This window comes from Streptomyces sp. NPDC001903 (genome assembly GCF_042891345.1).
Taxonomy (GTDB): Bacteria; Actinomycetota; Actinomycetes; order Streptomycetales; family Streptomycetaceae; genus Streptomyces.
This window is the reverse complement of the sequence record NZ_JBIASZ010000018.1, coordinates 31,069-49,855: the sequence shown is the minus strand read 5'-3', so window position 1 is coordinate 49,855 and position 18,787 is coordinate 31,069. Positions and strand designations below refer to the sequence as shown.

Annotated in this window: 23 protein-coding genes and 2 pseudogenes; 14 read left to right on the top strand and 11 right to left on the bottom strand. The window is 72.4% G+C overall.

The window, feature by feature from the left end; translation table 11 throughout:
* Positions 1-49: 49 nt before the first annotated feature.
* Positions 50-197, bottom strand: a pseudogene (locus ACFYZS_RS31690) (MerR family transcriptional regulator); the annotation flags it as partial.
* A 159-nt stretch (positions 198-356) separates the two neighbouring features.
* Here ACFYZS_RS31690 and ACFYZS_RS31685 point away from each other — a divergent pair.
* Positions 357-908, top strand: a complete 552-nt coding sequence (locus tag ACFYZS_RS31685; protein ID WP_389020061.1) for a hypothetical protein — start codon at positions 357-359, stop codon at positions 906-908.
* Between the two features lie 50 nt (positions 909-958).
* On the opposite strand, the gene ACFYZS_RS31680 is transcribed toward ACFYZS_RS31685, so the two are convergent.
* On the bottom strand, positions 959-1,438 hold the full coding sequence (locus ACFYZS_RS31680; RefSeq protein ID WP_389020058.1) for an NUDIX domain-containing protein: 480 nt from the start codon (positions 1,436-1,438) through the stop codon (positions 959-961).
* A gap of 308 nt (positions 1,439-1,746) precedes the next feature.
* On the opposite strand from ACFYZS_RS31680, the gene ACFYZS_RS31675 reads away from it, so the two are divergent.
* Positions 1,747-2,472, top strand: a complete 726-nt coding sequence (locus tag ACFYZS_RS31675; RefSeq protein WP_389020055.1) for a hypothetical protein — start codon at positions 1,747-1,749, stop codon at positions 2,470-2,472.
* Between the two features lie 28 nt (positions 2,473-2,500).
* Here the strand turns inward: ACFYZS_RS31675 and ACFYZS_RS31670 are convergent.
* Positions 2,501-3,049 (bottom strand): annotated as a pseudogene (locus tag ACFYZS_RS31670) (alpha/beta hydrolase family protein); the annotation flags it as partial.
* On the opposite strand from ACFYZS_RS31670, the gene ACFYZS_RS31665 reads away from it, so the two are divergent.
* The 4 genes from ACFYZS_RS31665 (at position 3,024) to ACFYZS_RS31650 (ending at position 6,095) form a co-directional block, all read left to right on the top strand.
* Positions 3,024-3,770: a hypothetical protein gene (locus ACFYZS_RS31665; RefSeq protein WP_389020052.1), complete on the top strand. Its 747-nt coding sequence runs from the start codon at positions 3,024-3,026 to the stop codon at positions 3,768-3,770. The pseudogene ACFYZS_RS31670 and the gene ACFYZS_RS31665 overlap by 26 nt on opposite strands.
* A gap of 46 nt (positions 3,771-3,816) precedes the next feature.
* The gene (locus tag ACFYZS_RS31660; RefSeq protein WP_389020049.1) at positions 3,817-4,437 is read left to right on the top strand and encodes a TetR/AcrR family transcriptional regulator; all 621 of its coding nucleotides are present in this window, start codon (positions 3,817-3,819) and stop codon (positions 4,435-4,437) included.
* 96 nt (positions 4,438-4,533) lie between these two features.
* On the top strand, positions 4,534-4,941 hold the full coding sequence (locus tag ACFYZS_RS31655; protein ID WP_389020046.1) for a YciI family protein: 408 nt from the start codon (positions 4,534-4,536) through the stop codon (positions 4,939-4,941).
* 8 nt (positions 4,942-4,949) lie between these two features.
* Positions 4,950-6,095: an RNA polymerase sigma factor gene (locus ACFYZS_RS31650; RefSeq protein ID WP_389020340.1), complete on the top strand. Its 1,146-nt coding sequence runs from the start codon at positions 4,950-4,952 to the stop codon at positions 6,093-6,095.
* 68 nt (positions 6,096-6,163) lie between these two features.
* On the opposite strand, the gene ACFYZS_RS31645 is transcribed toward ACFYZS_RS31650, so the two are convergent.
* Positions 6,164-6,976 (bottom strand): alpha/beta fold hydrolase, encoded by an 813-nt coding sequence (locus tag ACFYZS_RS31645; protein ID WP_389020043.1) that lies wholly within the window; start codon positions 6,974-6,976, stop codon positions 6,164-6,166.
* A gap of 235 nt (positions 6,977-7,211) precedes the next feature.
* Here ACFYZS_RS31645 and ACFYZS_RS31640 point away from each other — a divergent pair, with 235 nt between their 5' ends.
* Entirely contained in the window at positions 7,212-7,478 is a 267-nt protein-coding gene (locus ACFYZS_RS31640) for a hypothetical protein (RefSeq protein WP_389020041.1), read from the top strand.
* A gap of 16 nt (positions 7,479-7,494) precedes the next feature.
* On the opposite strand, the gene ACFYZS_RS31635 is transcribed toward ACFYZS_RS31640, so the two are convergent.
* Entirely contained in the window at positions 7,495-8,124 is a 630-nt protein-coding gene (locus ACFYZS_RS31635) for a class I SAM-dependent methyltransferase (protein ID WP_389020038.1), read from the bottom strand.
* Positions 8,125-8,381: 257 nt separating this feature from the next.
* Here ACFYZS_RS31635 and ACFYZS_RS31630 point away from each other — a divergent pair, with 257 nt between their 5' ends.
* The 3 genes from ACFYZS_RS31630 (at position 8,382) to ACFYZS_RS31620 (ending at position 9,689) form a co-directional block, all read left to right on the top strand.
* Entirely contained in the window at positions 8,382-8,855 is a 474-nt protein-coding gene (locus ACFYZS_RS31630) for a barstar family protein (protein ID WP_389020035.1), read from the top strand.
* A gap of 194 nt (positions 8,856-9,049) precedes the next feature.
* Positions 9,050-9,277 carry a response regulator transcription factor gene (locus ACFYZS_RS31625; RefSeq protein WP_389020032.1) on the top strand — a complete coding sequence of 76 codons (228 nt, stop codon included), beginning with the start codon at positions 9,050-9,052 and terminating at the stop codon, positions 9,275-9,277.
* Between the two features lie 208 nt (positions 9,278-9,485).
* A complete protein-coding gene (locus ACFYZS_RS31620; protein ID WP_389020029.1) occupies positions 9,486-9,689 on the top strand; it encodes a hypothetical protein in 204 nt (67 codons plus the stop codon).
* A gap of 584 nt (positions 9,690-10,273) precedes the next feature.
* On the opposite strand, the gene ACFYZS_RS31615 is transcribed toward ACFYZS_RS31620, so the two are convergent.
* From ACFYZS_RS31615 to ACFYZS_RS31600, 4 genes are all read right to left on the bottom strand, one after another.
* Complete coding sequence (locus ACFYZS_RS31615; RefSeq protein WP_389020027.1) at positions 10,274-11,335, bottom strand: LuxR C-terminal-related transcriptional regulator; 1,062 nt, start codon at positions 11,333-11,335, stop codon at positions 10,274-10,276.
* A 220-nt stretch (positions 11,336-11,555) separates the two neighbouring features.
* Entirely contained in the window at positions 11,556-12,419 is an 864-nt protein-coding gene (locus tag ACFYZS_RS31610; protein WP_389020024.1) for a JmjC domain-containing protein, read from the bottom strand.
* 23 nt (positions 12,420-12,442) lie between these two features.
* Positions 12,443-13,312, bottom strand: a complete 870-nt coding sequence (locus ACFYZS_RS31605; protein WP_389020021.1) for a JmjC domain-containing protein — start codon at positions 13,310-13,312, stop codon at positions 12,443-12,445.
* 99 nt (positions 13,313-13,411) lie between these two features.
* On the bottom strand, positions 13,412-13,606 hold the full coding sequence (locus tag ACFYZS_RS31600) for a hypothetical protein (RefSeq protein WP_389020018.1): 195 nt from the start codon (positions 13,604-13,606) through the stop codon (positions 13,412-13,414).
* Between the two features lie 456 nt (positions 13,607-14,062).
* Between ACFYZS_RS31600 and ACFYZS_RS31595 the strand changes: the two genes are divergently transcribed.
* The 3 genes from ACFYZS_RS31595 (at position 14,063) to ACFYZS_RS31585 (ending at position 15,790) form a co-directional block, all read left to right on the top strand.
* Positions 14,063-14,227, top strand: a complete 165-nt coding sequence (locus ACFYZS_RS31595) for a hypothetical protein (protein ID WP_359129506.1) — start codon at positions 14,063-14,065, stop codon at positions 14,225-14,227.
* A gap of 56 nt (positions 14,228-14,283) precedes the next feature.
* Entirely contained in the window at positions 14,284-15,042 is a 759-nt protein-coding gene (locus ACFYZS_RS31590) for a hypothetical protein (protein ID WP_389020015.1), read from the top strand.
* 205 nt (positions 15,043-15,247) lie between these two features.
* Positions 15,248-15,790, top strand: a complete 543-nt coding sequence (locus tag ACFYZS_RS31585) for a GNAT family N-acetyltransferase (RefSeq protein ID WP_389020012.1) — start codon at positions 15,248-15,250, stop codon at positions 15,788-15,790.
* On the opposite strand, the gene ACFYZS_RS31580 is transcribed toward ACFYZS_RS31585, so the two are convergent.
* Positions 15,787-16,629 carry a hypothetical protein gene (locus ACFYZS_RS31580; protein ID WP_389020009.1) on the bottom strand — a complete coding sequence of 281 codons (843 nt, stop codon included), beginning with the start codon at positions 16,627-16,629 and terminating at the stop codon, positions 15,787-15,789. The genes ACFYZS_RS31585 and ACFYZS_RS31580 overlap by 4 nt on opposite strands.
* Before the next feature lie 193 nt (positions 16,630-16,822).
* Between ACFYZS_RS31580 and ACFYZS_RS31575 the strand changes: the two genes are divergently transcribed.
* A complete protein-coding gene (locus ACFYZS_RS31575) occupies positions 16,823-17,239 on the top strand; it encodes a peptidase inhibitor family I36 protein (RefSeq protein WP_389020006.1) in 417 nt (138 codons plus the stop codon).
* A 23-nt stretch (positions 17,240-17,262) separates the two neighbouring features.
* Here ACFYZS_RS31575 and ACFYZS_RS31570 read toward each other — a convergent pair whose 3' ends face one another.
* Positions 17,263-18,735 (bottom strand): sialidase family protein, encoded by a 1,473-nt coding sequence (locus ACFYZS_RS31570; RefSeq protein WP_389020003.1) that lies wholly within the window; start codon positions 18,733-18,735, stop codon positions 17,263-17,265.
* Positions 18,736-18,787: the final 52 nt, after the last annotated feature.

Below are 18,787 nucleotides of genomic sequence, written 5' to 3'. Positions count from 1 at the left end.
GTTGCAACCAGGCGTCGACCTGTTCGGGCGCCTGGGGGTCTCAGGTGGTTCGGGCAGCGCGGATCTGCACGTCCAACGCGTCGGCCGTGCGCTTGCGTGACCTCCGGCAAAGACGCCTCCCGGTCCGGCACCTTGCGCACCGTGGACAGGTCGACCCCCAGTTCACGCAGTGTGCGGGCCAAGTCGAGGCGGGCGAGCGTGTGGGGACTGCGGGGGCTCGACGCCTGATGGCGACGTGCGTCGGCCCGCGCGCCTGCGGACCCGGCTGACGGCCGAGGTCGGGCTGCTGCGATGCTCTGCGGAGATGCGGGGCCGCCGCCCTTCCCCCTCTCGCAGCGCGAAACGACTGGAGCATCGTGTACCTGCCAGCCCGGACCGGCCGGTCGACCGCCTTGCTCCTGTCGGCCTCACTCGTCACCGCGCTCGCCGGCGGCCTGGCCGGCTGCTCCCTGATCAACCCGTACGCCTCCTGCGAAGGGTCGCAGCCGCGGCTCAAGGAGATGGCTGCCCTGCCGATCCTCGACGCGAAGCCGCCCCAGGCCACTCCCCCGGCGGGCCACCCGCAGGTGGAGACCGCATGCGACGACGACAGCAGCGGCGACGCCTGGCTCTCGGCCGCACGGCTGTACTCGGCCTCGGAATCGAAGACCGAGATCCTCGGCTACTACACCAAGGTGGCAAGGGCCGATGGCTGGAAGCTCGAGGAGCACGCCTCGCCGCTGCACGTTCCGGCGGAGGTCGAAGGCCTCTGCTTCAGCAAAGGCGGCGACGGCAGCGCGATGACACTGACGGTGACTTTCCCGAGCGGGGAAAAGTACCTCCCCGTGCCCGACTTCGGGGCCGGAACCGGAGTCGAGGTACTGGTCGGAGCAGAGATCGACGGCTCGTCCATACCCTGCTGGGACTAAGAGGCGCCCGACGGTTCGTTCGGCGTCGTCCCGTGTCGGACGGCCCGTGGTCAGGCCGTGTCGCCCAGGTACCTCGTCTGCCACGTACCGGCAGCGACCCGGGCAACGACGTCGGTGAGCCGGTCGCGCAGGTACAGGGGGATCATGCGCAGCCCTCCGACCTTGCCTAGCGGCACCCACTCGACCCGCGTGTGGGTCGGATCCGGGATGCTGCCGCCCAGCTTGGGCGGCTCCGAGACGACCTCGCACCAGAACAGCGCATCGATCCGGTGGTTACGGTCGTACGCGATCGGGCCGTCGTCGTGATGGACGGGGATGTGTTCGCGCAGGAACAGCAACTGCCCTGCTCGCACGGTCACGCCGGTCTCCTCCCACACTTCCCGCTCGACGGTGCGGTGCAGGGGCTCGCCCGGATTCTGCCCGCCGCCGGGCGGCAGCCAGGTGTCCGGCTGGGGCCAGCTCCCGTTGATGAGCAGAACGTGGCCGTCACGGACCACCAGGCCGGTCGCGGCGGTGCGGATGCGGCTCATGCAGACGACCCCTCTTTCAGGCAAGCGGCTCGGCCGAACGGAGCTGTGCAACAAGCACGGTAGAGGAGACGGCGGGGCGGCCGGGCTTGTGTGTGGTGCTGCGGCTGTTCGTGTGGTGTGACGTGGTGCGGGTTTTGGGGTGCGGGTCGTCAGATGCCGTTGCCGGTGTGGGTCCTGTCGGCCGACACGGGTGTGCGCTTCGTGGTCGTCGGTTTCGGAACCTTTGATCTCTGGGGTGTTGTGGCAGCATTTGCCCTCTTAAGTTCCTTGCGCCATCGCGGCGCCTGACGCGGCAGTCGAGGAAGAGCATGGGCTGGAGAGGTACATGTCGGACGGTCACGTCGGCGGCTCTGGCCGGGGCGGTCGCCCTCGTCCTGGCGGCTGCGCCCCAGGCCGGCGCCGGGCCCCGGAGCGGGGCCGCGCCGTCGTTCGGGACCGTGGCCGCCCGGCCGGACGCCTCCTCCCCCACTCCGCTTCCGCCGCGCCTGCCCCGCGACTTCCGCGGCAAGGGCAAGTGGATCGTCCGGGACCTGGGCATCACCGTGCCCTTCACCTGGGAGGGGCGCGACGGTGAGAGCCGGATGGTCGCCGGCGGCCCGCAGTACCCGATCTGGTTCACCAACCTGATCTACCACGACACCCTCTACACCCTGACCTACAAATGGCCCGGTCTGGACGAGCATGCGTGCTCACGCATCCCCGGCTTCAGCCTGGAGGATCTCAACGAGGGGTTGGAGGGCGCCCGGTTCGTGGGGCGCGAGACCTTGCGGCGCACGCCGGAGCGGCGCGTGAACCATTGGAGGGTGGGCGTGGTCTTCCCGGAGCTGCCTCCCGGGAACCACCCGCGCCTGCCGCTCGCCCTGGGCGACATCTACGTCGACGAGGCCGACCGGGGCACCTTCTGGCAGGTGCTGCAGTTCGGCGTGCAGAACCTCTACGATCCCGCGCTGGACGAGTGGCTGGTCATGGACACCTTCGAGCACCGGCCCGGGACCGTGACGCTGCCCCGGGAGTGCGAGCCGCCCCGGCGCTGACAGCCCCTGCGGTGCGGGCGCTCGGGTTTCAGGCGGTCGTGGCGAGGGTGGTGTCGAGCCAGTCGTAGATGCGGGCGAGGGCCAGGCGCATGGCGCCGGGGTGGCAGTGGGCGCCGGCGCCCTCCGCGGCGGTGAACGGCATCAGCGTCTTGGGGCAGGTCAGGCGCTCGTAGAGCTGCTCGGGCTGGCCCTTGAAGAACTCGTCCTCCTCGGCGTCGCACACGAGGGTGGGGCACTGGATCCGCTCGGCGATGCCGCCGGCGAGGGTGTAGTCGAGGTAGGAGGCGCTGAAGGCGCGGGGGGTCTCGACGCCCATCACGTACATGCCGTGGTTGATCGCCCAGCGTGCGGTGGCGTCCTGGGCCGTGATCTGTTCGAAGCGCGCGTCGAGTTCGGGGGCCGAGTCCGCGCGCAGGAGCCGTTCGGCCTCGGCCCGGTCGCCGGGGATGTTGCGGACGGATATCCGGCCCAGGTCGTAGACGCCGTCGACGGCGATCAGGGCGGCGAGGCGGTGCTCGAAGGCCGCGGCCCGGGGGGCCAGTACGCCGCCCATGCTGCTGCCGAGGAGTGCGATGCGGCGGTTGTCGACCTCGGGGAGCGTTTCGGCGAAGTCGACGACCGGGGGTGATGACGTTCTCCCAGTCCGGGCGGAAGACCAGGCCCTGGTGGTGGCGGGGGCCGGGCTGGCCCGGGCCGTCGAAGGTCAGGACGGTGTACCCGCGCTCCACGGCGGCCAGCGCGCCGCTGAAGTGGAGTTCCTCGGCGGTGCCGTCGAATCCGCTGTGCATGATCAGGGTCGGTCGGGGGGTGCCGGTGTCGTCGGCCCGGTAGAGGTAGCCGGGGAGGGTGGTGTCCTCGTAGGGGATGCGGACCGGTTCGATGCGCGGGGTGGTGTGGAGCGCGCCCGCGGCCCGGAAGCAGGCGACGCTGCGGTCGTAGGCGTGGTCGTGGCGGGGGTCGCACGGGTGGCCGTGCTGGAAGAACTCCGCCGAGCGGTAGTAGTTGGAGGCGCGCAGGAATCCGTCCCGGGCGCTGACGGTGTGGCCCGCGTCCAGGGCCTTCCGGGCTTCGGCGGCCACCCGGTCGGCGGTCGCCATCCACTCCTCGTGCCAGCTGTCGTAGTCGCCCTCCTCGATGCGCTCGGCGGTGGAGACGACCTCGCCGAAGTCGGCGCCGCCGTAGGCGATGTGGCTCATCGAGCGCAGGGTCTCGTACCAGAACTGGGGGTTCCCGGGGAACATCAGCGGCTGCATCACACTCTCCTTAAGCACAGATCTGTGCGTATGGCAGGACTGTAGAGGCTCCGGGTCCCATTAAGCAAATAGTTGTGCTTACGATGTGGGGGTGACTCCGAAAGAACCGGCCCCGCGCCAACGCAAGAGCCCCGAGCAGGTCCGCTCGGCGGTCCACCAGGCCGTCATCGACCTGCTGTCCGACCCCGAGGGTGCGGACCTGACCATCCCCGCGGTCGCGCAGCGTGCGGGGGTGAACCACACCAGCGTCTACCGGCGCTGGGGCAGCCGGGAGGCGCTCCTGGCCGACGTGGTCGTCACCCGCCTCGAACGGGACTGGCCGCTGGCCGACACCGGAACCCTGCGCGGCGATCTGACGGCGTGGGCCGAAGCCGGCGTCGCGAGCATCCGCACCGCCGAAGGGCGGCTGCTGATCCGGGCCGTCGCCCTGTCCATGCCGGGCAGCGCCACGGCTCAGGGGGAGCGCGCGCAGCAGTTCCAGCGCCGCCTCGGCGCCATCGAGCGCATCCGCGACCGCGCCGTCGCGCGCGGCGAGGTCCCCCCGCCGCTCGACCACATCCTCGACCAGCTCGTCGCGCCGCTCTATCTGCGGGCGATCTTCGGCATCGATCCGCCGGCCTCCGGGTACCCGGATCTCCTCGTGGAACGCCTCCTCGGCGGTACGGCCGCCTTCCAGCCGCCCCGAGAGCCCGAAAAAACCGGACGGCGGTGAAAAAAGCCGGACGGCGATGTCGAGAACCCGTGGCCGGCTCCGTCCCCGGGGTGAAGGCGACCACAATGGGCCGCACCGGCACCGAGGAGAAACACCATGGCCAAGTACCTGCTGCTCAAGCACTACCGCGGCGCCCCGGCTCCGGTCAACGACGTGCCCATGGACCGGTGGACCCCCCAGGAGATCTCGGCGCACGTGCAGTACATGCACGACTTCGCGGCCCGGCTCGAGGGGACCGGCGAGTTCGTCGACGGTCAGGCGCTCTCCCCCGAGGGGACGTTCGTCCGGTACGACGGAGAGGGGCGCCCGCCGGTCACCGACGGGCCGTTCGCCGAGACCAAGGACCTCATCGCCGGCTGGATGGTGATCGACGTCGACAGCTACGAGCGCGCCGTCGAGCTGGCCGGGGAGCTGTCGGCCGCTCCCGGGGCGGGCGGGAAGCCGATCCACGAGTGGCTCGAGCTGCGTCCGTTCCTGGCTGCGCCGCCCACCATCACGGAGTGACGTCCCCGATGGACGAGGCCCTGCTCCGGAGTCTCACACCGGGCGTCCTCGCGATCCTCGTCCGCCGCGGAGCCGACTTCGCGGCGGCCGAGGACGCCGTACAGGACGCCCTGGTCGAGGCGTTGCGCACATGGCCGGCCGACCCTCCGCGGGACGCGAAGGGCTGGCTGGTCACCGTGGCCTGGCGCCGGTTCCTCGACGCCACGCGGGCGGACGCCGCACGCCGCAGACGGGAGGACCGCGTCGAGGAGGAGCCGGCGGCCGGGCCCTCGCCCTCGGTGGACGACACCCTCCGGCTCTACTTCCTGTGCGCCCACCCCTCGCTGACGCCCTCGTCGGCGGTCGCGCTCACGCTGCGCGCCGTCGGCGGCCTCACCACCCGCCAGATCGCCCGGGCCTACCTGGTGCCCGAGGCGACCATGGCGCAGCGCATCAGCCGGGCCAAGCGCACCGTCTCCGGCGTACGGTTCGACCGGCCCGGGGACGTCGCCACGGTGCTGCGCGTCCTCTACCTGGTCTTCAACGAGGGCTACTCCGGCGACGTGGACCTCGCCGCCGAGGCGATCCGGCTGACCCGGCAGCTCGCCGACGCGGTCGACCACCCCGAAGTGGCGGGGCTGCTCGCCCTCATGCTGCTCCATCACGCCCGCCGCGCCACCCGGACCGCCGCCGACGGCAGCCTCGTACCGCTCGCCGAGCAGGACCGCAGTCGGTGGGACACCGCGCTGATCGCCGAGGGCGTACGGATCCTGCAGGCGGCGCTCGCCCGCGACCGGCTGGGCGAGTTCCAGGCCCAGGCGGCCATCGCGGCCCTGCACGCGGACGCGCCCACCGCCGGGGAGACCGACTGGGTGCAGATCCTGGAGTGGTACGACGAACTCGCGCGCCTGACCGACAGTCCGGTCGTACGCCTCAACCGCGCGGTCGCCGTCGGCGAGGCGGACGGACCGCGCGCGGGCCTGGCGGCGCTCGCGGCGCTGGACGACTCGCTGCCCCGCCACGCCGCGGTGGCCGCGTACCTCCACGAGCGGGACGGGGACCTGACGACGGCGGCGCTGCTGTACGCCGAGGCGGCCCGCAAGGCGCCCAACCTCGCCGAACGCGACCACCTGACGCGCCAGGCCGCCCGGCTCAACGCACTTCGGCGCTCGTGACGGGGTGACCGGGGCTCCTGCGCGTGGTGTTCGTGCGTGGTGTTCGTGCGTGGCCGTGTGCGTGGCGCTCAGAGTCCGGCGAGGAAGGAGCGGACCGCGGCGTGGACGCCTTCGGGGTCGCGCAGTTGGAGGAAGTGGTCCGCGTCCAGGGCCGTGTGCGTGGTGCGGTGGCGGCGGGCGGTCATGTCGGCGGCGTGGTCGGCGCCGAGGACCTGGCTGGAGGTGCCGCGCAGGAGGAGGGCGGGGCAGTCGGTGGCGAGCCACTGCTCCCAGTGGTCGCCGTGGACGGCGTTCTCGGAGGTGACGGTGTCCTGCGGGTGGAAGGGGAGCCGCCAGCCCCCCTCCGGGAGGGGGCGCAGGGCGCCGCCGAGCATCGGGGCCATCGGGCCGAGGGCGGCGAGGAGGTCCTCGCGGGTGGCGGCCGTGTAGGGGAAGGAGAGGACGAAGGAGAGCGGGCTCGCGGGCGTGGGGGCGATGGCGGCGGCCGTGTCGAGATTGACCAGGGCCTCCACGCGGTGGGGCAGTTCGGCCGCCAGGTGGAAGGCGTTGAACGCGCCGAGCGAGTGGCCGAGGACGGCGAACCGGTCGAGGCCGAGGTGGTCGACGAGGGCGCGCAGGTCGGCCACGTAGCCGGCCCGGGTGTAGTCGGTGGCGCGGTCGGAGTCCCCGTGGCCGCGCTGGTCGGGAGCGATGACCCGCCACTCGGGACCGAGGACGCCCGCCAGGGCGGTGAAGGAAGCGCCCTCGGAGAGGTGGCCGTGAAGGGCCAGCAGCGGGCGGCCGTCGCCGCCGAAGTCCAGGTAGGAGAGGGCGCGGCCGTCGATGTCGAGGACGGAGCGGACGGGCCGGGCGGTCTCGGTCGCTGTCGTGGTGGCGCTCATGGCGGACTCCTCGCGGCGTGGCGGGACGGGTGGGAACGGGTGGGGCGGGAAGCGGTGGTCGGCCGCTCTCCACGCCAGAACCATACATACGTATAAGACGAATGTTCAATACAGTTGTATGGATCCTCGGAGACTTTCGGCTCGCGCGTCGGGCGTTCCCAGCGACGAAAGTTGACCGCGCGGTCATCCTTCGTGCGGACGAGGACCGCCGCCCCGATTCCTTAGCCTGGTCCGCATGACCAGTGACGCGGGGGACCGCACCGACGGACGCCCATGGCGACGGGGTGCGTTGGGTGTCGTGGCGGGAGTGCTCGCCGCGGCAGGCGTGTGCGCGATCTTTTGGGGGCTGGGCCTGAACCTGGGGGTCGGCGCGGCCTGGCTGTCCGGGAAGGCCGCGGTGAAGGCGGGGTTCTTCGTCGGCGCCGGCGGCCTCGCCGCCGTGACCGTGTGGTGGCAGGGGCGCCGCGCATCACGGGCGACGCCGCCCGAGGAGACGGGCTAGGGGGTCCGCAGGCGCTCTACTGCCGGCGGGCCAGCACGTGGGCGTCGAGGAAGCCCCGTTCGGAGGCCGGGTCGTGGAGCAGCCGGGCGAAGGGGTCGAACCCCGCCCCGGCCATGAGGTCGGCGAACCCGTCCGCCGGCCAGCTGTAGGCGGGCGTCACCTTGTGGTCGAAACGGACCGGCTCCGGACCGCCGGTCGCGAAGAAGGAGACCAGGAGCAGGCCTCCCGGCGCCAGGACGCGCGCCTGTTCGGCGAGGAGCGCGGGCAGTTCCCCGGGCGGGGTGTGGATCGTCGAGTAGTGGGCCAGAACGCCGCCGAGCGCGCGGTCCCCGACCGGCAGGGCCTCCATCCGGGCCTCGTCGAACCGCAGTGCCGGATGGGCCCGCCGGGCGTGGTCGACCATGGCCGGGGAGATGTCGAAGCCGCGGGCGTCCAGCTCCAGTTCGTGCAGCATCGCCGTCAGATGCCCGGGCCCGCACCCGACGTCGGCTGCCCGCGGGTTGCCCGTCGCGCGCACCAGTTCGGCGAAGGTGGCGATCATGGCCCGCGTGAACGGCCGCGTCTCCAGCCGGTCGGCGAACAGCGACGCGTAGAGCTCGACGACCTCGTCGTAGGCCGCCCTGGTCTCTTCCTGGTGTTCCGCCACGGAGGTGAAGTTAACACCCGCGCGGCCGCCGCGGACGAGGGCCGCCGCAAGCCCGGCCGATCCGCCTCGCCGGGCGTGCGCTCGCCGATGCCGAAATCCACCCCGGCGGAGTCCATGGAAGTCCTTCGGGACATGGAGAAGTACCATTTCGGACGGTGGGGCGGGCCGGGCTTCCACGGGCCGAAATGGTGGACCGAGGGCCGGGCCCTTTGAGAACAGACGTGCATGGTGGGCAGGAGCCCCGGGCGGGTGGATTGATGAAGGAAGACCCGTCGGCGATTCATGTCGCCCCGTGGATGCACGTGACTCCGCGGGGCGGTGGAGTGCCTCTGGATGAGCTCCTGCCCGCCACCGGTGGCGTTTACGTGGCACGGTTCAACGGCCAGGACATGCCGGACGAGATGGCGGTGTTCCAACACTTCGCCGAAGCCCTGAAGTTCCCCGAGTACTTCGGATGGAACTGGAACGCCTTCCACGATTGCGTGCGCGACCTTGAATGGCTTTCGGCGGACCACCACGTCCTGATCATCGATTCCGCCGAGAGCGTCCTCTCCGAGGACGATGACGCCCGCAAGGAATTCTTCGGTTCTCTGTGGCGTGCGGGCCGGCGGTGGTCCTACGTCAAGCGCCCTGAAGGTGTGACGCTCACGAAACTGACCGTCGTCTGGTCATGCGACCAGGAATCCGTGTCCGACCTCGTGAAACAGCTCGAGGAATTCCAAGACGCATAGACCGGACGATGGTGGCGATCCTCGACGGGGCAACCATTGCTCTGTCCGTTTTGTCGACTCCTCGCTTTGCTGCCACGCAGTTTGCTGAGGTGCTCCCCCCGTCGCCTCCCACCCCGGCCTGCCCCAGGGTGAGAGGTGTTCCGGGTGGGTCCGACGGCCCGCCCGCGGACCCCGTCGACGAAGAGGAGCCAGCCATGCCGGACACCCTGAAGGCCGCCGACCGCGCGCCCGCCCTGACCCCCCGCGAGCGCCAGGTGCTGGCCCTGCTCGCGGGCGGTGAGACGTACTACGGCATCGGCCGGAAGCTGGGCATCAGCCCGCACACCGTCGACACGCACCTGCGCCGGCTGCGCGACAAGACCGGCACGGTCAACCGCACCCAGCTCGTGGTCCTCGCCCTCCAGTGCGGCTACGTCTCCTGAGCCCCACCAGACCCTCAACTCTGCCCCGCTCGCCTGCATTTGCGGCGATCTGAGCACCCTTCACTTTGCGGTCACGCATGTTGGTGAAGGGCTCGCTCCCGTACGTACGCCACCGGGCTGGGCCAGTGTTGTCCACGCACCGCGCCCGCACCACACACCGCACGGGGCCCGCTCAGCGGGCGGGCCCCGCCATGTCCCTGGGGAAACCATGCCGAAGCGCCTCGCCCTGCTCCTCACCGCCGTCGCCACCACCGCCGTGCTGGCCTTCCCGCCCGCTTCCCCGGCGTACGCCGACGGCATCGACTGCGGGGGCATCGAGCTCCTGTCGACCGGCACGTCCCCCACCGATACGGACCTCCAGCTCGGCGGCCAAGACCGGATGGAGCCGTGCGACACCTCCTGGGGCGGCTGATCCCCGCTGCGGAGAACGGACCGGCACCAGATCGGTGAGCACGTACCGCCCCCGGGGCGTCAGCTCCACCGACCAGGACCAGCGGGCCGGGATGTACAGCACCTCCCCCGAGCGCAACCGGCACCGGAAGCCGTCCGCGCCCCCGCCGCCGCCCCGGTCACGGGACAGGCGCCACGTCCCCGCCCCCTCGACCTGATGGACCACCCGGTGCGCGGCGGGATCCGCCGTCCCGCCGCTCCGGGCCGCCAGGTCGACACCCGGGCCGAGTTCGACGGCCAGGGCGTCGAGCACCCGCGACCACTCCGGGGCGCCCAGGGGCGGATGCTCGCACTCCGGCCACAGCACACCCGGCGCCCGGTCCAGATGGACCGACAGGAACAGCGCCAGCTCCCTGAGATGGACCGCGCTCTCCGCCGCCGCCCAAGGCGCCATGGTCCCGCTCCTCGTTCGAAACGCCGCCCGTCAGACGTCCTGCCCGGGCCGTACGACCAGCATCGGGCACCCGGCGTCCCCCGGCCAGCCGCGGAAGTACGCTCCCGGGAACACGCGACGCGACGGCCCGGCGGGCGGCCGGACGGCGGTCCTCAGCCCGCGTCCGCTCCGGACGGCGGCTGCTCCTCAGGGGGCGGGCCCGCCGCCAGCAGCCCCTGAGCTGCCGCGTGGGCGCCCGCCTGGAAGCGACTGGCGGCGCCCAGCTCCTCCATGATGTCGGCGATGTGACGGCGTGCCGTACGCAGCGACATGCCGAGCCTCCGGGCGATGGCCTCGTCCTTGAGCCCGGCCGCGAGCAGCCGGACGATCGTCTCGTGGATCTCCCGGGACACCTCTTCGAGCCCCTGGTCGGCGGCGTCGGCGAAGGGTGTGGCCCGGTCCCAGGTCTGCTCGAAGACCTCGCAGAGGTAGGCGACCGTGGACGGCTCCCGTATGACGACGGCGCCCCAGCTGTCGTCCTTGACCGGGATGAAGGCCACCTCGCGGTCGAAGACGATGAGCCGGCCGAACAGCTCGTGCGCGGTGCGGTACTGGCCGCCCAGCGCCGACGCGGCGGCCACGTACGCCTGGCTGGGCCCGTTGAAGCGGGCCGTGTGGTGGTAGAGCGTGCGCAGCCGGATCCCGCGCTCCAGCATCGCCCGGTCCCGCACCAGCGCCTCCTGCATCGCCTCCGGGACCCGCGCGCCGCCCCCGGGCTGGCTGGTCAGGACCTCCCGGCTGCAGCGGTCCGAGGCCTGGTTGAGGGTGTTGCGCACGTCCTGGACGTTCTCCAGGAGCTCCAGCCCCTCGCCGCACGCGCGCCGCCGGTGGTAGCGGGCGACGAACGGGCCGAGGTCCTCGCGCATCCCGGCGAGCCCGGCCTGCTGTTCCCGTATCCGCGCCTCGACGGGAGCGGCGAGCTGCGCCAGCGCCGTCTCCGGCGCCACCGCGAACACCCCCTGCGACCCGCCGGGGCCGGTCTGCCCGTGCAGCAGCCGGGCCGACCGCAACCGCTGCAGGCTCGCTCCGGCCTCCCCGGCGGTGATGCCGACCCCCGCGGCGATGGCCTGCGCGTCGCCCGACCGCTGCTCCAGTACCCAGCCGTACACGGCCAGGTCGGTCTCCCCCAGCCCCCGAGCCGCGTCGAACGGTCCCGATTCCCCGTGCACTGCCACCCCTCGCCCCTTCGCCGCCGGCCCGACAGGTGGTGCCGGCCCCGGCGCATCGGATGCCCGGGCCAAGGATAGGCGGAAGAGATCACCGGAGGGCAGGCGGAAAGCCCCCGGGCACAGGGCATCGGGGGCTGTCCGCGTCCGTCCACGGCGTACGGGGCACGGGGGATGGGGAGATGGGGGAAGGGGGATGGGCGATGGGAGATGGGGGGACGGGGGACGTTCACGCACCGCGCATGGCGGCGCGGGCGAGAGCGACCAGCGTCCCGGGGGTCAGGGCGTCCACCGCGCGGCGCTGGTGCTCGATCAGGGTCGCGGCGGCCTCGGTCAGCTCCCGGTCGTCCAGCGGCCGCCCCGGGATGCGCGCGCCGTCGGCGAGGACCGCCTGCAGCAGGGCGTACAGGTTGGCGGTGCCCGCCTCGCGCACGGTCAGCGACAGGTGCGCGGACGGCGCGTCCCCCACGGCATCGGCGCGGTGCGCGAACCCCCGCGGTACGTACAGCACCTCGCCCGGGCGCAGCACGGTCTCCAGGAGCACCTCACCCGGGTCGCCGTCCTCGCGGGCCGGCTCCCAGTTGCCGTCGCGCGGGCCCGCGTGGACGTGCCAGCGCTTCTCGCCGCTGATCTGGATCGCGAGGACGTCGGCGTCGTCGCGGTGCAGGGGGCGGCCCTGGGTCCCGGCCGGGGTGCGGAAGAAGAACGCCTCCACCTGGCGGCCGAGTTGTTCGCCCAGCCCCGCGGTCAGGGCCCGCACGCCCTGGTGCCACTGGTCGACGTAGCGCAGGAGCACGGTGGCCCGCTCCTCCTCGACCAGGCGCCGTACGAGGTCCCCGTCCGCGTAGTCCTCCACGAGCTCCCCGAGCACCACCCGGGGGGTGCAGAAGCGCTCGACGGGTACGTGGCTGTCCGCGTGGACCAGCCCGATGTAGGGGACCTTGAGGAGACCCGCATCCAGCAGGGCGTCCAGCTCTGCGACGGCGATCACGTCGACCGGGGGGCTTTCGGGGCGCAGCACGGCGGGTGCGCGGCGCCAGTGCGCGGCGAAGAACTCCTGCTCGTCGCCCACGCATCGGGTCAGCCAGTCCATCGTGGTCTCACTCTCACTCTCGCTCAGGCCGTGGGGCGGCTGCTGTAGGCGTGCAGGCGGGCGCTGTGCACGAGGGACGGGGCGTCGGCGGCGTCGAGGCGGTCGCGTACGTGGGCCAGCAGGGCGGCGGCCGTCGCCGTCAGGTCCTCGTCGCCGAGGGGGCGGGCGGGCAGGGCGAGGCCCTCGGCGAGGAAGGAGCGCAGCTCGGCCCGCAGGTGGTCGGCGCCGGCCTCGCGCAGCACGATCGTCAGGTGCAGCGAGGGTCCGTCCGCCGTGGCCTGGGCGGTGTGGGCGTACCCGTTGGGCACGTACAGCACCTCGCCGGGCCGTACCACGGTGTCCAGCAGCACCGGGCCCGGGTCGTCCTCCCGCACGGGCTGCCAGTGGCCGTCCGCCGGTCCCCCGTAGACCTTCCAGTGCTTGGAGCCGCTCAGCTGGAGCACCAGGATGTCGCCGTCGTCGCGGTGGACCGCGCCGAAGCGTCCGGGCTGCGAATAGAAGAGGAAGGCCTCGACGAGCCGGTCGAGCTCCCGCGCCAGTCCCGCGGTGAGCTCCCGCACCGGCGGATACCAGTGGTTGACGTAGCGCAGCTGCAAGGTGGCCTGTTCGTCGCGGATCAGGGCGCGCACGCGCTCGGCGTCGAGCCACCCCTCCAGGTGGCGGCCGGCCACCACCCGGGGTGGGCACCAGGCCGCCTCGGGGACCGCGCCGGCCATGGTGAACAGTCCGGCGTACGGCACCCTCAGGGTGCCCGAGTCCAGCAGCGCGTCCAGATCCGCGAGCCCGAGCACCTCGGTCGGCGGATCGGCCGGCCGCAGCAGGGCGGGCCCTCGGCGCCACTGCGTACGCAGGAAGCGGTCCGCGTCGGTCACACAGCGTTCGAGCCAGTCCACGGCTCACTCTCCTTGCTCTGGCCCGGCTGCGGGGCCCGCCGCCCATGTGGTGGGCGGGCCCCGGCAGCAGACGGTCGGTCGGCGGGATCGGACGCGGGATCAGATGACGTCGGGGTAGCACTCCGCGCATCCGGCCACGACGGCGCTGCCGGTGGGCGCGGCCTCGGCGGCGAAGGCGCTCGGCGCGAAGAGCGCCCCGCCGACGACCGCGGCCGCCGCCACGCCCAGCGCGGCCTTGCGGGAGAGGTTCAGAGCGGTCTTGGCGGGGGCGTCGGTGTTCTGCGAGAAGTCCATGTCGTCTCCTGTGAGTTCGTGTCCCGGGGCGTTTCCCCTTGACTGATCTCAATCCTGTCCGGCCCGTCCCCTCACCGACAGTGACGCCTTCCCGCTCCCGCGGCCCCGTGTCCCGCACCCCCGTGTCCCGCGTCCCCGTGACCCCGGGCCCGCCTTCGCCGCCCGGTGCGCCGCACGAAACCATCCCCGATCAGGACATCTCGACGGGAGGGGAATCGAACAGCCGACGGCCGGGACGAGGGCCGGCGCCTTCCGGCGCCCCGGGCCAACTTCCGCCCGTCGGACACCCGTTCCAGGACGTCCGGCCGTACGGGCCGCGGTCCGGCGGAACGAGGAGCGCCGTTGTCGAATGTCTTGAAATGGACGCTATGACCGATCAGCGCTTGAGGGGTGCTTATCTCACTCATATGGTCATTTCCGACTGCAGCCGGTGAACAGCCCCAGCAAAGGACGCAGATGGAAGACAGGCGAACGGCAGGATCGACCCTGGGAATCGCGGGTTTCAACGCGGTTCTCACCATCGCGGCGACCGTGGCGACATGGGACAACGGCCCAAGCCCCTGGGCCGCCGCGGCCGCGGGCTCCGTACTCGTCTTCGTCGTCCTGCTGCGGAAACGCTGAGCTTCCCACCGGTGCGAGCGGTCGCACTCATCCCTGTTCCCGAAGGAAACGCTCCCTTGAAGCTCTCTTACCGCATGGCCACCGCCGCACTGGCCGGCCTGGCCCTCGTCGGCACGACGGCGGCGCAAAGCCACGCGTCCGCCCCGTCCGCCCCGCCCGCCTTCACTTCGGCGGCCGCCGCCTCTGCCGGGGTCTCTCCCGAGACTGCGGCACTGGTCAAGAACATCCAGACGCTCCAGACCCGGTCCACCGTCGTCGAAGGAGACCGGGCCCGGGCATGGGTGGCCAGGGTCGGCACCGATGTGGACGCCGAGAAGATAGGCACACATCTGACGGCCGACTCGTCGCTGGTGATGCAGGGCGCCACCGTCTACGCGTTCAAGAACGGCAACACCCAGGTCTCCGTCCCCATCGGCGGTCAGGTCCTCGGCGCCAGCCTGAACGCGGTGTACGACGCCTCCGGCAAGCTCGTCGAGACGCTGGAGATGCAGCTCACCCACGACGACACGACCGGCCGCGCCCGGGTGTGGCGCAACGGCGCGCTGACGGCCGACAAGACCATCAAGGCCGCGGACCTGCCCGAGGACCTGGGCGTCAGGCAGCCGCAGCTCTCGACCTTCGGCTTCAGCTGGAGCAAGCTGAACAACTGCCTGGCCGGCGCGGGCGTCTCGTCGTGGACCCTCGCGCTCATCGGCACCGCCTGCGCCGCCGCCTGCGTGGGCACCGCCGGCGCCGCCTGCGTACCCTGCATCACCGCGGCCGGAGGCCTCGGCGCGGGGACCGTGTGGTTCTGCATCGGCAAGGCCACCACCTGACGGGCCCGCCCCGTAAACAGGACCTGCGGCCGTTCGCCCTCAATCGCAGTGAGGGCGAACGGCCGCGGGCCGTGGCACCAGGTTAACCACCCCGGTGGAGCCGGGTGGCCTGCGGTGGGGCACCGGCCGGGTAAACCGGGTGAAGCAAGGAGTGGCCTGCGAATATCCTGGCTCGTCCCCTACCGGCCACTGGAGGTCCCCCCGCATGAGCAGCGCCACGCCGTCCTTTCCCGAGCGGATCGAGCTGAAGGGGGAGGGCCTGGTCCTGCGCCACTGGGCGGAGACGGACCTGGCCGCGATGCCCGAGCTGTTCGACCACCCCGACATCGCGTACTGGACGCCGATCGTCTCCCCCTTCGACGACGAGGCGGCCCGCACCCGCCTCGAGCGGGCCCGGCGGATGTGCGCGGAGGGTACGGCCCTGCTGCTCGCCATCACCGTCGACGGCGGCGCCGCGCTCGGCGAGGTCATGCTCAAGCGCGCCCCCGAGGGCACGGAGCTCGGCTACGCGGTCGGCCCGGCGCACCGGGGCCAGGGCCTGGCCGCACGCGCGGTGCGGGTGATGGCCTCGTACGCCTTCGAGGAGCTGGGCGTGGACCAGGTGATCCTGGAGCTGGAGGCGGAGAACGCCTCCAGCGTCGGCGTCGCCACCCGTGCCGGATTCCGGCTCCTCGACGTGCCGCTGATCACGGGCGAGGAGAAGGGCCGGCCCTACGTGCTCCAGACCTGGGGCCTCGAACGCCCCTAGGGGCGTTCGAAGGCCTGGAGCACGCCGCCGAGCGAGAAGCAGAGCGCGCCGGTCAGCGTCCCCCAGTTGGCGATGCCGGTGTTGACCAGGCTGCCGGTGGCGGGCCGGGTGAACGCGGCCAGCGCCGAGACCATGAAGAGCACCGACCCGAACTGGTTCACGGCGACGACCCACCAGCCGAGGCTGCGGGAGCGCAGGCAGGGCCGGGACCGGTGGCAGATCTCGGCGAACGCGAGGTGCCCCGAAACGAGGAACAGGACGCATCCGATCACGTCGGGAGTCCAGATCAGCCGGTTGACCTGCTGGACGGTGAGCCCCTGCAGGAAGGAGTCCAGCAGGTTGACGGCGAACACGAGCGTCCCGACGAACAGGACGAACGTGCTCAGCCAGTCCAGGCGCATCGGCTCGTACCCCCACCACCGCCAGGCGGCCGTGACCAGCGGGCCGCCTCCTTCGGTGTGGCGAGGTGCGTTCAGGACCTGCAGGAGCGAGGTGTAGCCGCCGATGTTGAAGAAGAGGCCCCCGGCGAAGTAGACCGAGGCGCTCTCGACCGCGGCGCCCGAGCCGAACTGGGCGATGGCGGCGCCGAGGGCGAAGAGCGCTCCGCCGATGACGAAGGCGCCCGAGGCGACGGCGTTGAGCCTTCGCAGGCGGCCGAGGGCCTCGGCGTCGGCCGCCGGGGCCGTGGTGGCCTCGTCCCCGGGGCCGCGGACCGACAGCGCCCCGCGCCTGCGCGCCGGCCGCGACTCCCATACCACCGTGGCCCCTTCGGGCCGCTGCCAGGTGAGCCGGGTGGTGAACGGTCCTGCGCCTTCGGCGTGCTGCTCGGGCTGTCCCACGGCCCGAGCGTAGTCCCGCGTACGGTGGCCGACCGGCAGTGAAACGTACCCTTCGCACCGTTCACACCGCTCCCACCCTTCCTCCCGCGGCTGCCGGCCGGGGTGCGATCAAGGCGGAACGGCGGTGCCATGGAACTGTCCCCGCGGGCCGCCCTGCGGTCCGCGGCTTCCCCGGAGAGTGGCGGTGATCCCCGTGAGGACCGTACGCCGGGCGGCGGCCGCCGCCCTGTGCGCGCTCTGCGTCGCGTTCGCCCTCGCCACCCCGCCGGCGGCGGCCGCCCCCGTCCCGGCCGAGCCGTGCACGCCCGGTTGGGTGTGCGGCTGGACCGGTCCCGATTACACGGGCGTGGCGAGCTTCGTCTCGCAGGACATGCCGCGCTACCCGGAGACGACCGCGTACGTCGGGTTCAACGGCGGTGCATCCGTGTGGAACAGCGCCGGTACCTGGCGCCGGGACGGCCGGCTGTGGGGCCGGTGCGTCACCGTGTACAGCGCCGCCGAGTACCGGGGACCGAGCCGGACCGTCCGCCCCGACCAGGGAATCGCCCGGCTCCCCGCCTCGTTCGGGAACATCCGCTCCAACCGGTTCCACGCGTGCCGGCTGACCTGACCCCGCGCCTCCCCCGCCCCCCGTCAGCGGGTGCGCAGGCCGACGGTGTACACGTCCGTACGGTTTCGGGGTGCGCCGGAGTTGGTCTCGGTCAGCACCGCCCGCACGCCCTTGCCGTCCGCCACCAGGCCCTGGTAGTCGCCGAGGAAGTAGCCCCCGGCGAACGGCGCCTGCAGCCAGTCGAAGATCCGCGAGATGCGCCGCTCGGTCCGGCGCTCCGGGTCCCCGTGCGGCAGGGTGGCCAGCTGGTAGGCGGTGGGCAGGGTGGTGGTGTCGCCCGGCTTGAGGAAGCGCAGGTCGTAGTAGGTGAGGGCGACCGTGCCCCGTTCGTCGACCGCGATCGACGGGGAGAAGGCCGGCACGCCCTTCGGGCTGATCAGCTCCGGGGCTCCCCAGGTCCGTCCGCGGTCGGTGGAGCGCACCAGCTGGACGGAGTCGAACGCGCCGCCGGAGAAGTCCGAGCCCTCGTACGCCATGTAGAGCGTGCCCGTCTTCGGATCGACGGCCGGGCTGGGCAGGGTGGACGCGGCGCGCAGCGGTTTGGCGGGGTCGTTCGGGTCGACCTCCGGTACGGAGGTGTCCTTGGCCACGGTGACCGGGGCGCTCCAGGTCCGACCGGCGTCGGTCGAGGTGACCATCGCGTAGTGGGCCTCGACGACGGTGCTGAGGTCCTTGGAGTAGGTGATCCGGTCGAAGAAGTCGTACAGGGTGCCGGTGTGCCGGTCGACGACGATCAGATGGCCGATGGTCTGGGTGTTGGGGACGGCGCTGGTGTCGACGAAGCGCCGGGCCTGGCTCCACGTGCGGCCGCCGTCGCGGGTGACGGAGATGTAGCCGGGACCGTCGAGGGAGCTGGGGCCGAGCGGGTCGTTGTCGAGGCGGTTCCAGACCTGGTAGGCGGTGCCCTTGCGGATCGGGTCGGCGGTGAGCGAGGGCTTGTCGTTGAAGAACGGCTGCTCGTCGACGTGCGTGGTGGTGAGGTTCCGCCAGGTGCGGCCGCCGTCGCGGGACGTGGCGGCCAGGAGGCCGGTGCGCGTGCTCTTGGTGAAGTCGACGCCCTCGCCGCTCGCGTAGACGGTGCCGTCCGGTCCGGTGCTCACCCAGGGGTCGGTGGCCCGTTCGAAGTCCGCGCCGCCCGGGGCGCAGAGGCTGAACGGCAGCGTGCTGCGGTGGTAGGTGCGGCCGTCCGTGGTCCAGGCGGCCGCCAGGCCGCGGGCGCCGCCGTCGCTCCAGCGGTCCTGCTGGAACACGGTGACCACGCGCTCGGAGTCGCGCGGATCGACGGACAGGTACGGCTCGACCTCGGTGCCGGGATAGACGACGCTGTCGGCGGAGATCGCGCCGATGGTGCAGTCCGCGTACGGATCGCCGTGCGACACCTTGGTCAGCGGTGGGCCGTCGGGGCTCCGGTCCGCCGCGGCGGGGGTCGCGCCGGCGACCGCGGCGAGCAGGACCGCGGCGGTGGCGACAGCGGTCGAGGGCAGGCAGACGCGCATGCGGGATCTCCTCCGGGCCTCGGCGGCCGGGCTGCGGGGCCGCCGTCGTCAA

Excerpts from the sequence above, each read along its gene's own strand:
- ACFYZS_RS31680 (WP_389020058.1), bottom strand. The coding sequence starts at position 1,438 with ATGAGCCGCATCCGCACCGCCGCGACCGGCCTGGTGGTCCGTGACGGC.
- ACFYZS_RS31675 (WP_389020055.1), top strand. The coding sequence starts at position 1,747 with ATGGGCTGGAGAGGTACATGTCGGACGGTCACGTCGGCGGCTCTGGCC.
- ACFYZS_RS31665 (WP_389020052.1), top strand. The coding sequence starts at position 3,024 with ATGCTGCTGCCGAGGAGTGCGATGCGGCGGTTGTCGACCTCGGGGAGC.
- ACFYZS_RS31655 (WP_389020046.1), top strand. The coding sequence starts at position 4,534 with ATGGCCAAGTACCTGCTGCTCAAGCACTACCGCGGCGCCCCGGCTCCG.
- ACFYZS_RS31650 (WP_389020340.1), top strand. The coding sequence starts at position 4,950 with ATGGACGAGGCCCTGCTCCGGAGTCTCACACCGGGCGTCCTCGCGATC.
- ACFYZS_RS31645 (WP_389020043.1), bottom strand. The coding sequence starts at position 6,976 with ATGAGCGCCACCACGACAGCGACCGAGACCGCCCGGCCCGTCCGCTCC.
- ACFYZS_RS31640 (WP_389020041.1), top strand. The coding sequence starts at position 7,212 with ATGACCAGTGACGCGGGGGACCGCACCGACGGACGCCCATGGCGACGG.
- ACFYZS_RS31630 (WP_389020035.1), top strand. The coding sequence starts at position 8,382 with ATGAAGGAAGACCCGTCGGCGATTCATGTCGCCCCGTGGATGCACGTG.
- ACFYZS_RS31625 (WP_389020032.1), top strand. The coding sequence starts at position 9,050 with ATGCCGGACACCCTGAAGGCCGCCGACCGCGCGCCCGCCCTGACCCCC.
- ACFYZS_RS31620 (WP_389020029.1), top strand. The coding sequence starts at position 9,486 with ATGCCGAAGCGCCTCGCCCTGCTCCTCACCGCCGTCGCCACCACCGCC.
- ACFYZS_RS31610 (WP_389020024.1), bottom strand. The coding sequence starts at position 12,419 with ATGGACTGGCTGACCCGATGCGTGGGCGACGAGCAGGAGTTCTTCGCC.
- ACFYZS_RS31600 (WP_389020018.1), bottom strand. The coding sequence starts at position 13,606 with ATGGACTTCTCGCAGAACACCGACGCCCCCGCCAAGACCGCTCTGAAC.
- ACFYZS_RS31595 (WP_359129506.1), top strand. The coding sequence starts at position 14,063 with ATGGAAGACAGGCGAACGGCAGGATCGACCCTGGGAATCGCGGGTTTC.
- ACFYZS_RS31585 (WP_389020012.1), top strand. The coding sequence starts at position 15,248 with ATGAGCAGCGCCACGCCGTCCTTTCCCGAGCGGATCGAGCTGAAGGGG.
- ACFYZS_RS31570 (WP_389020003.1), bottom strand. The coding sequence starts at position 18,735 with ATGCGCGTCTGCCTGCCCTCGACCGCTGTCGCCACCGCCGCGGTCCTG.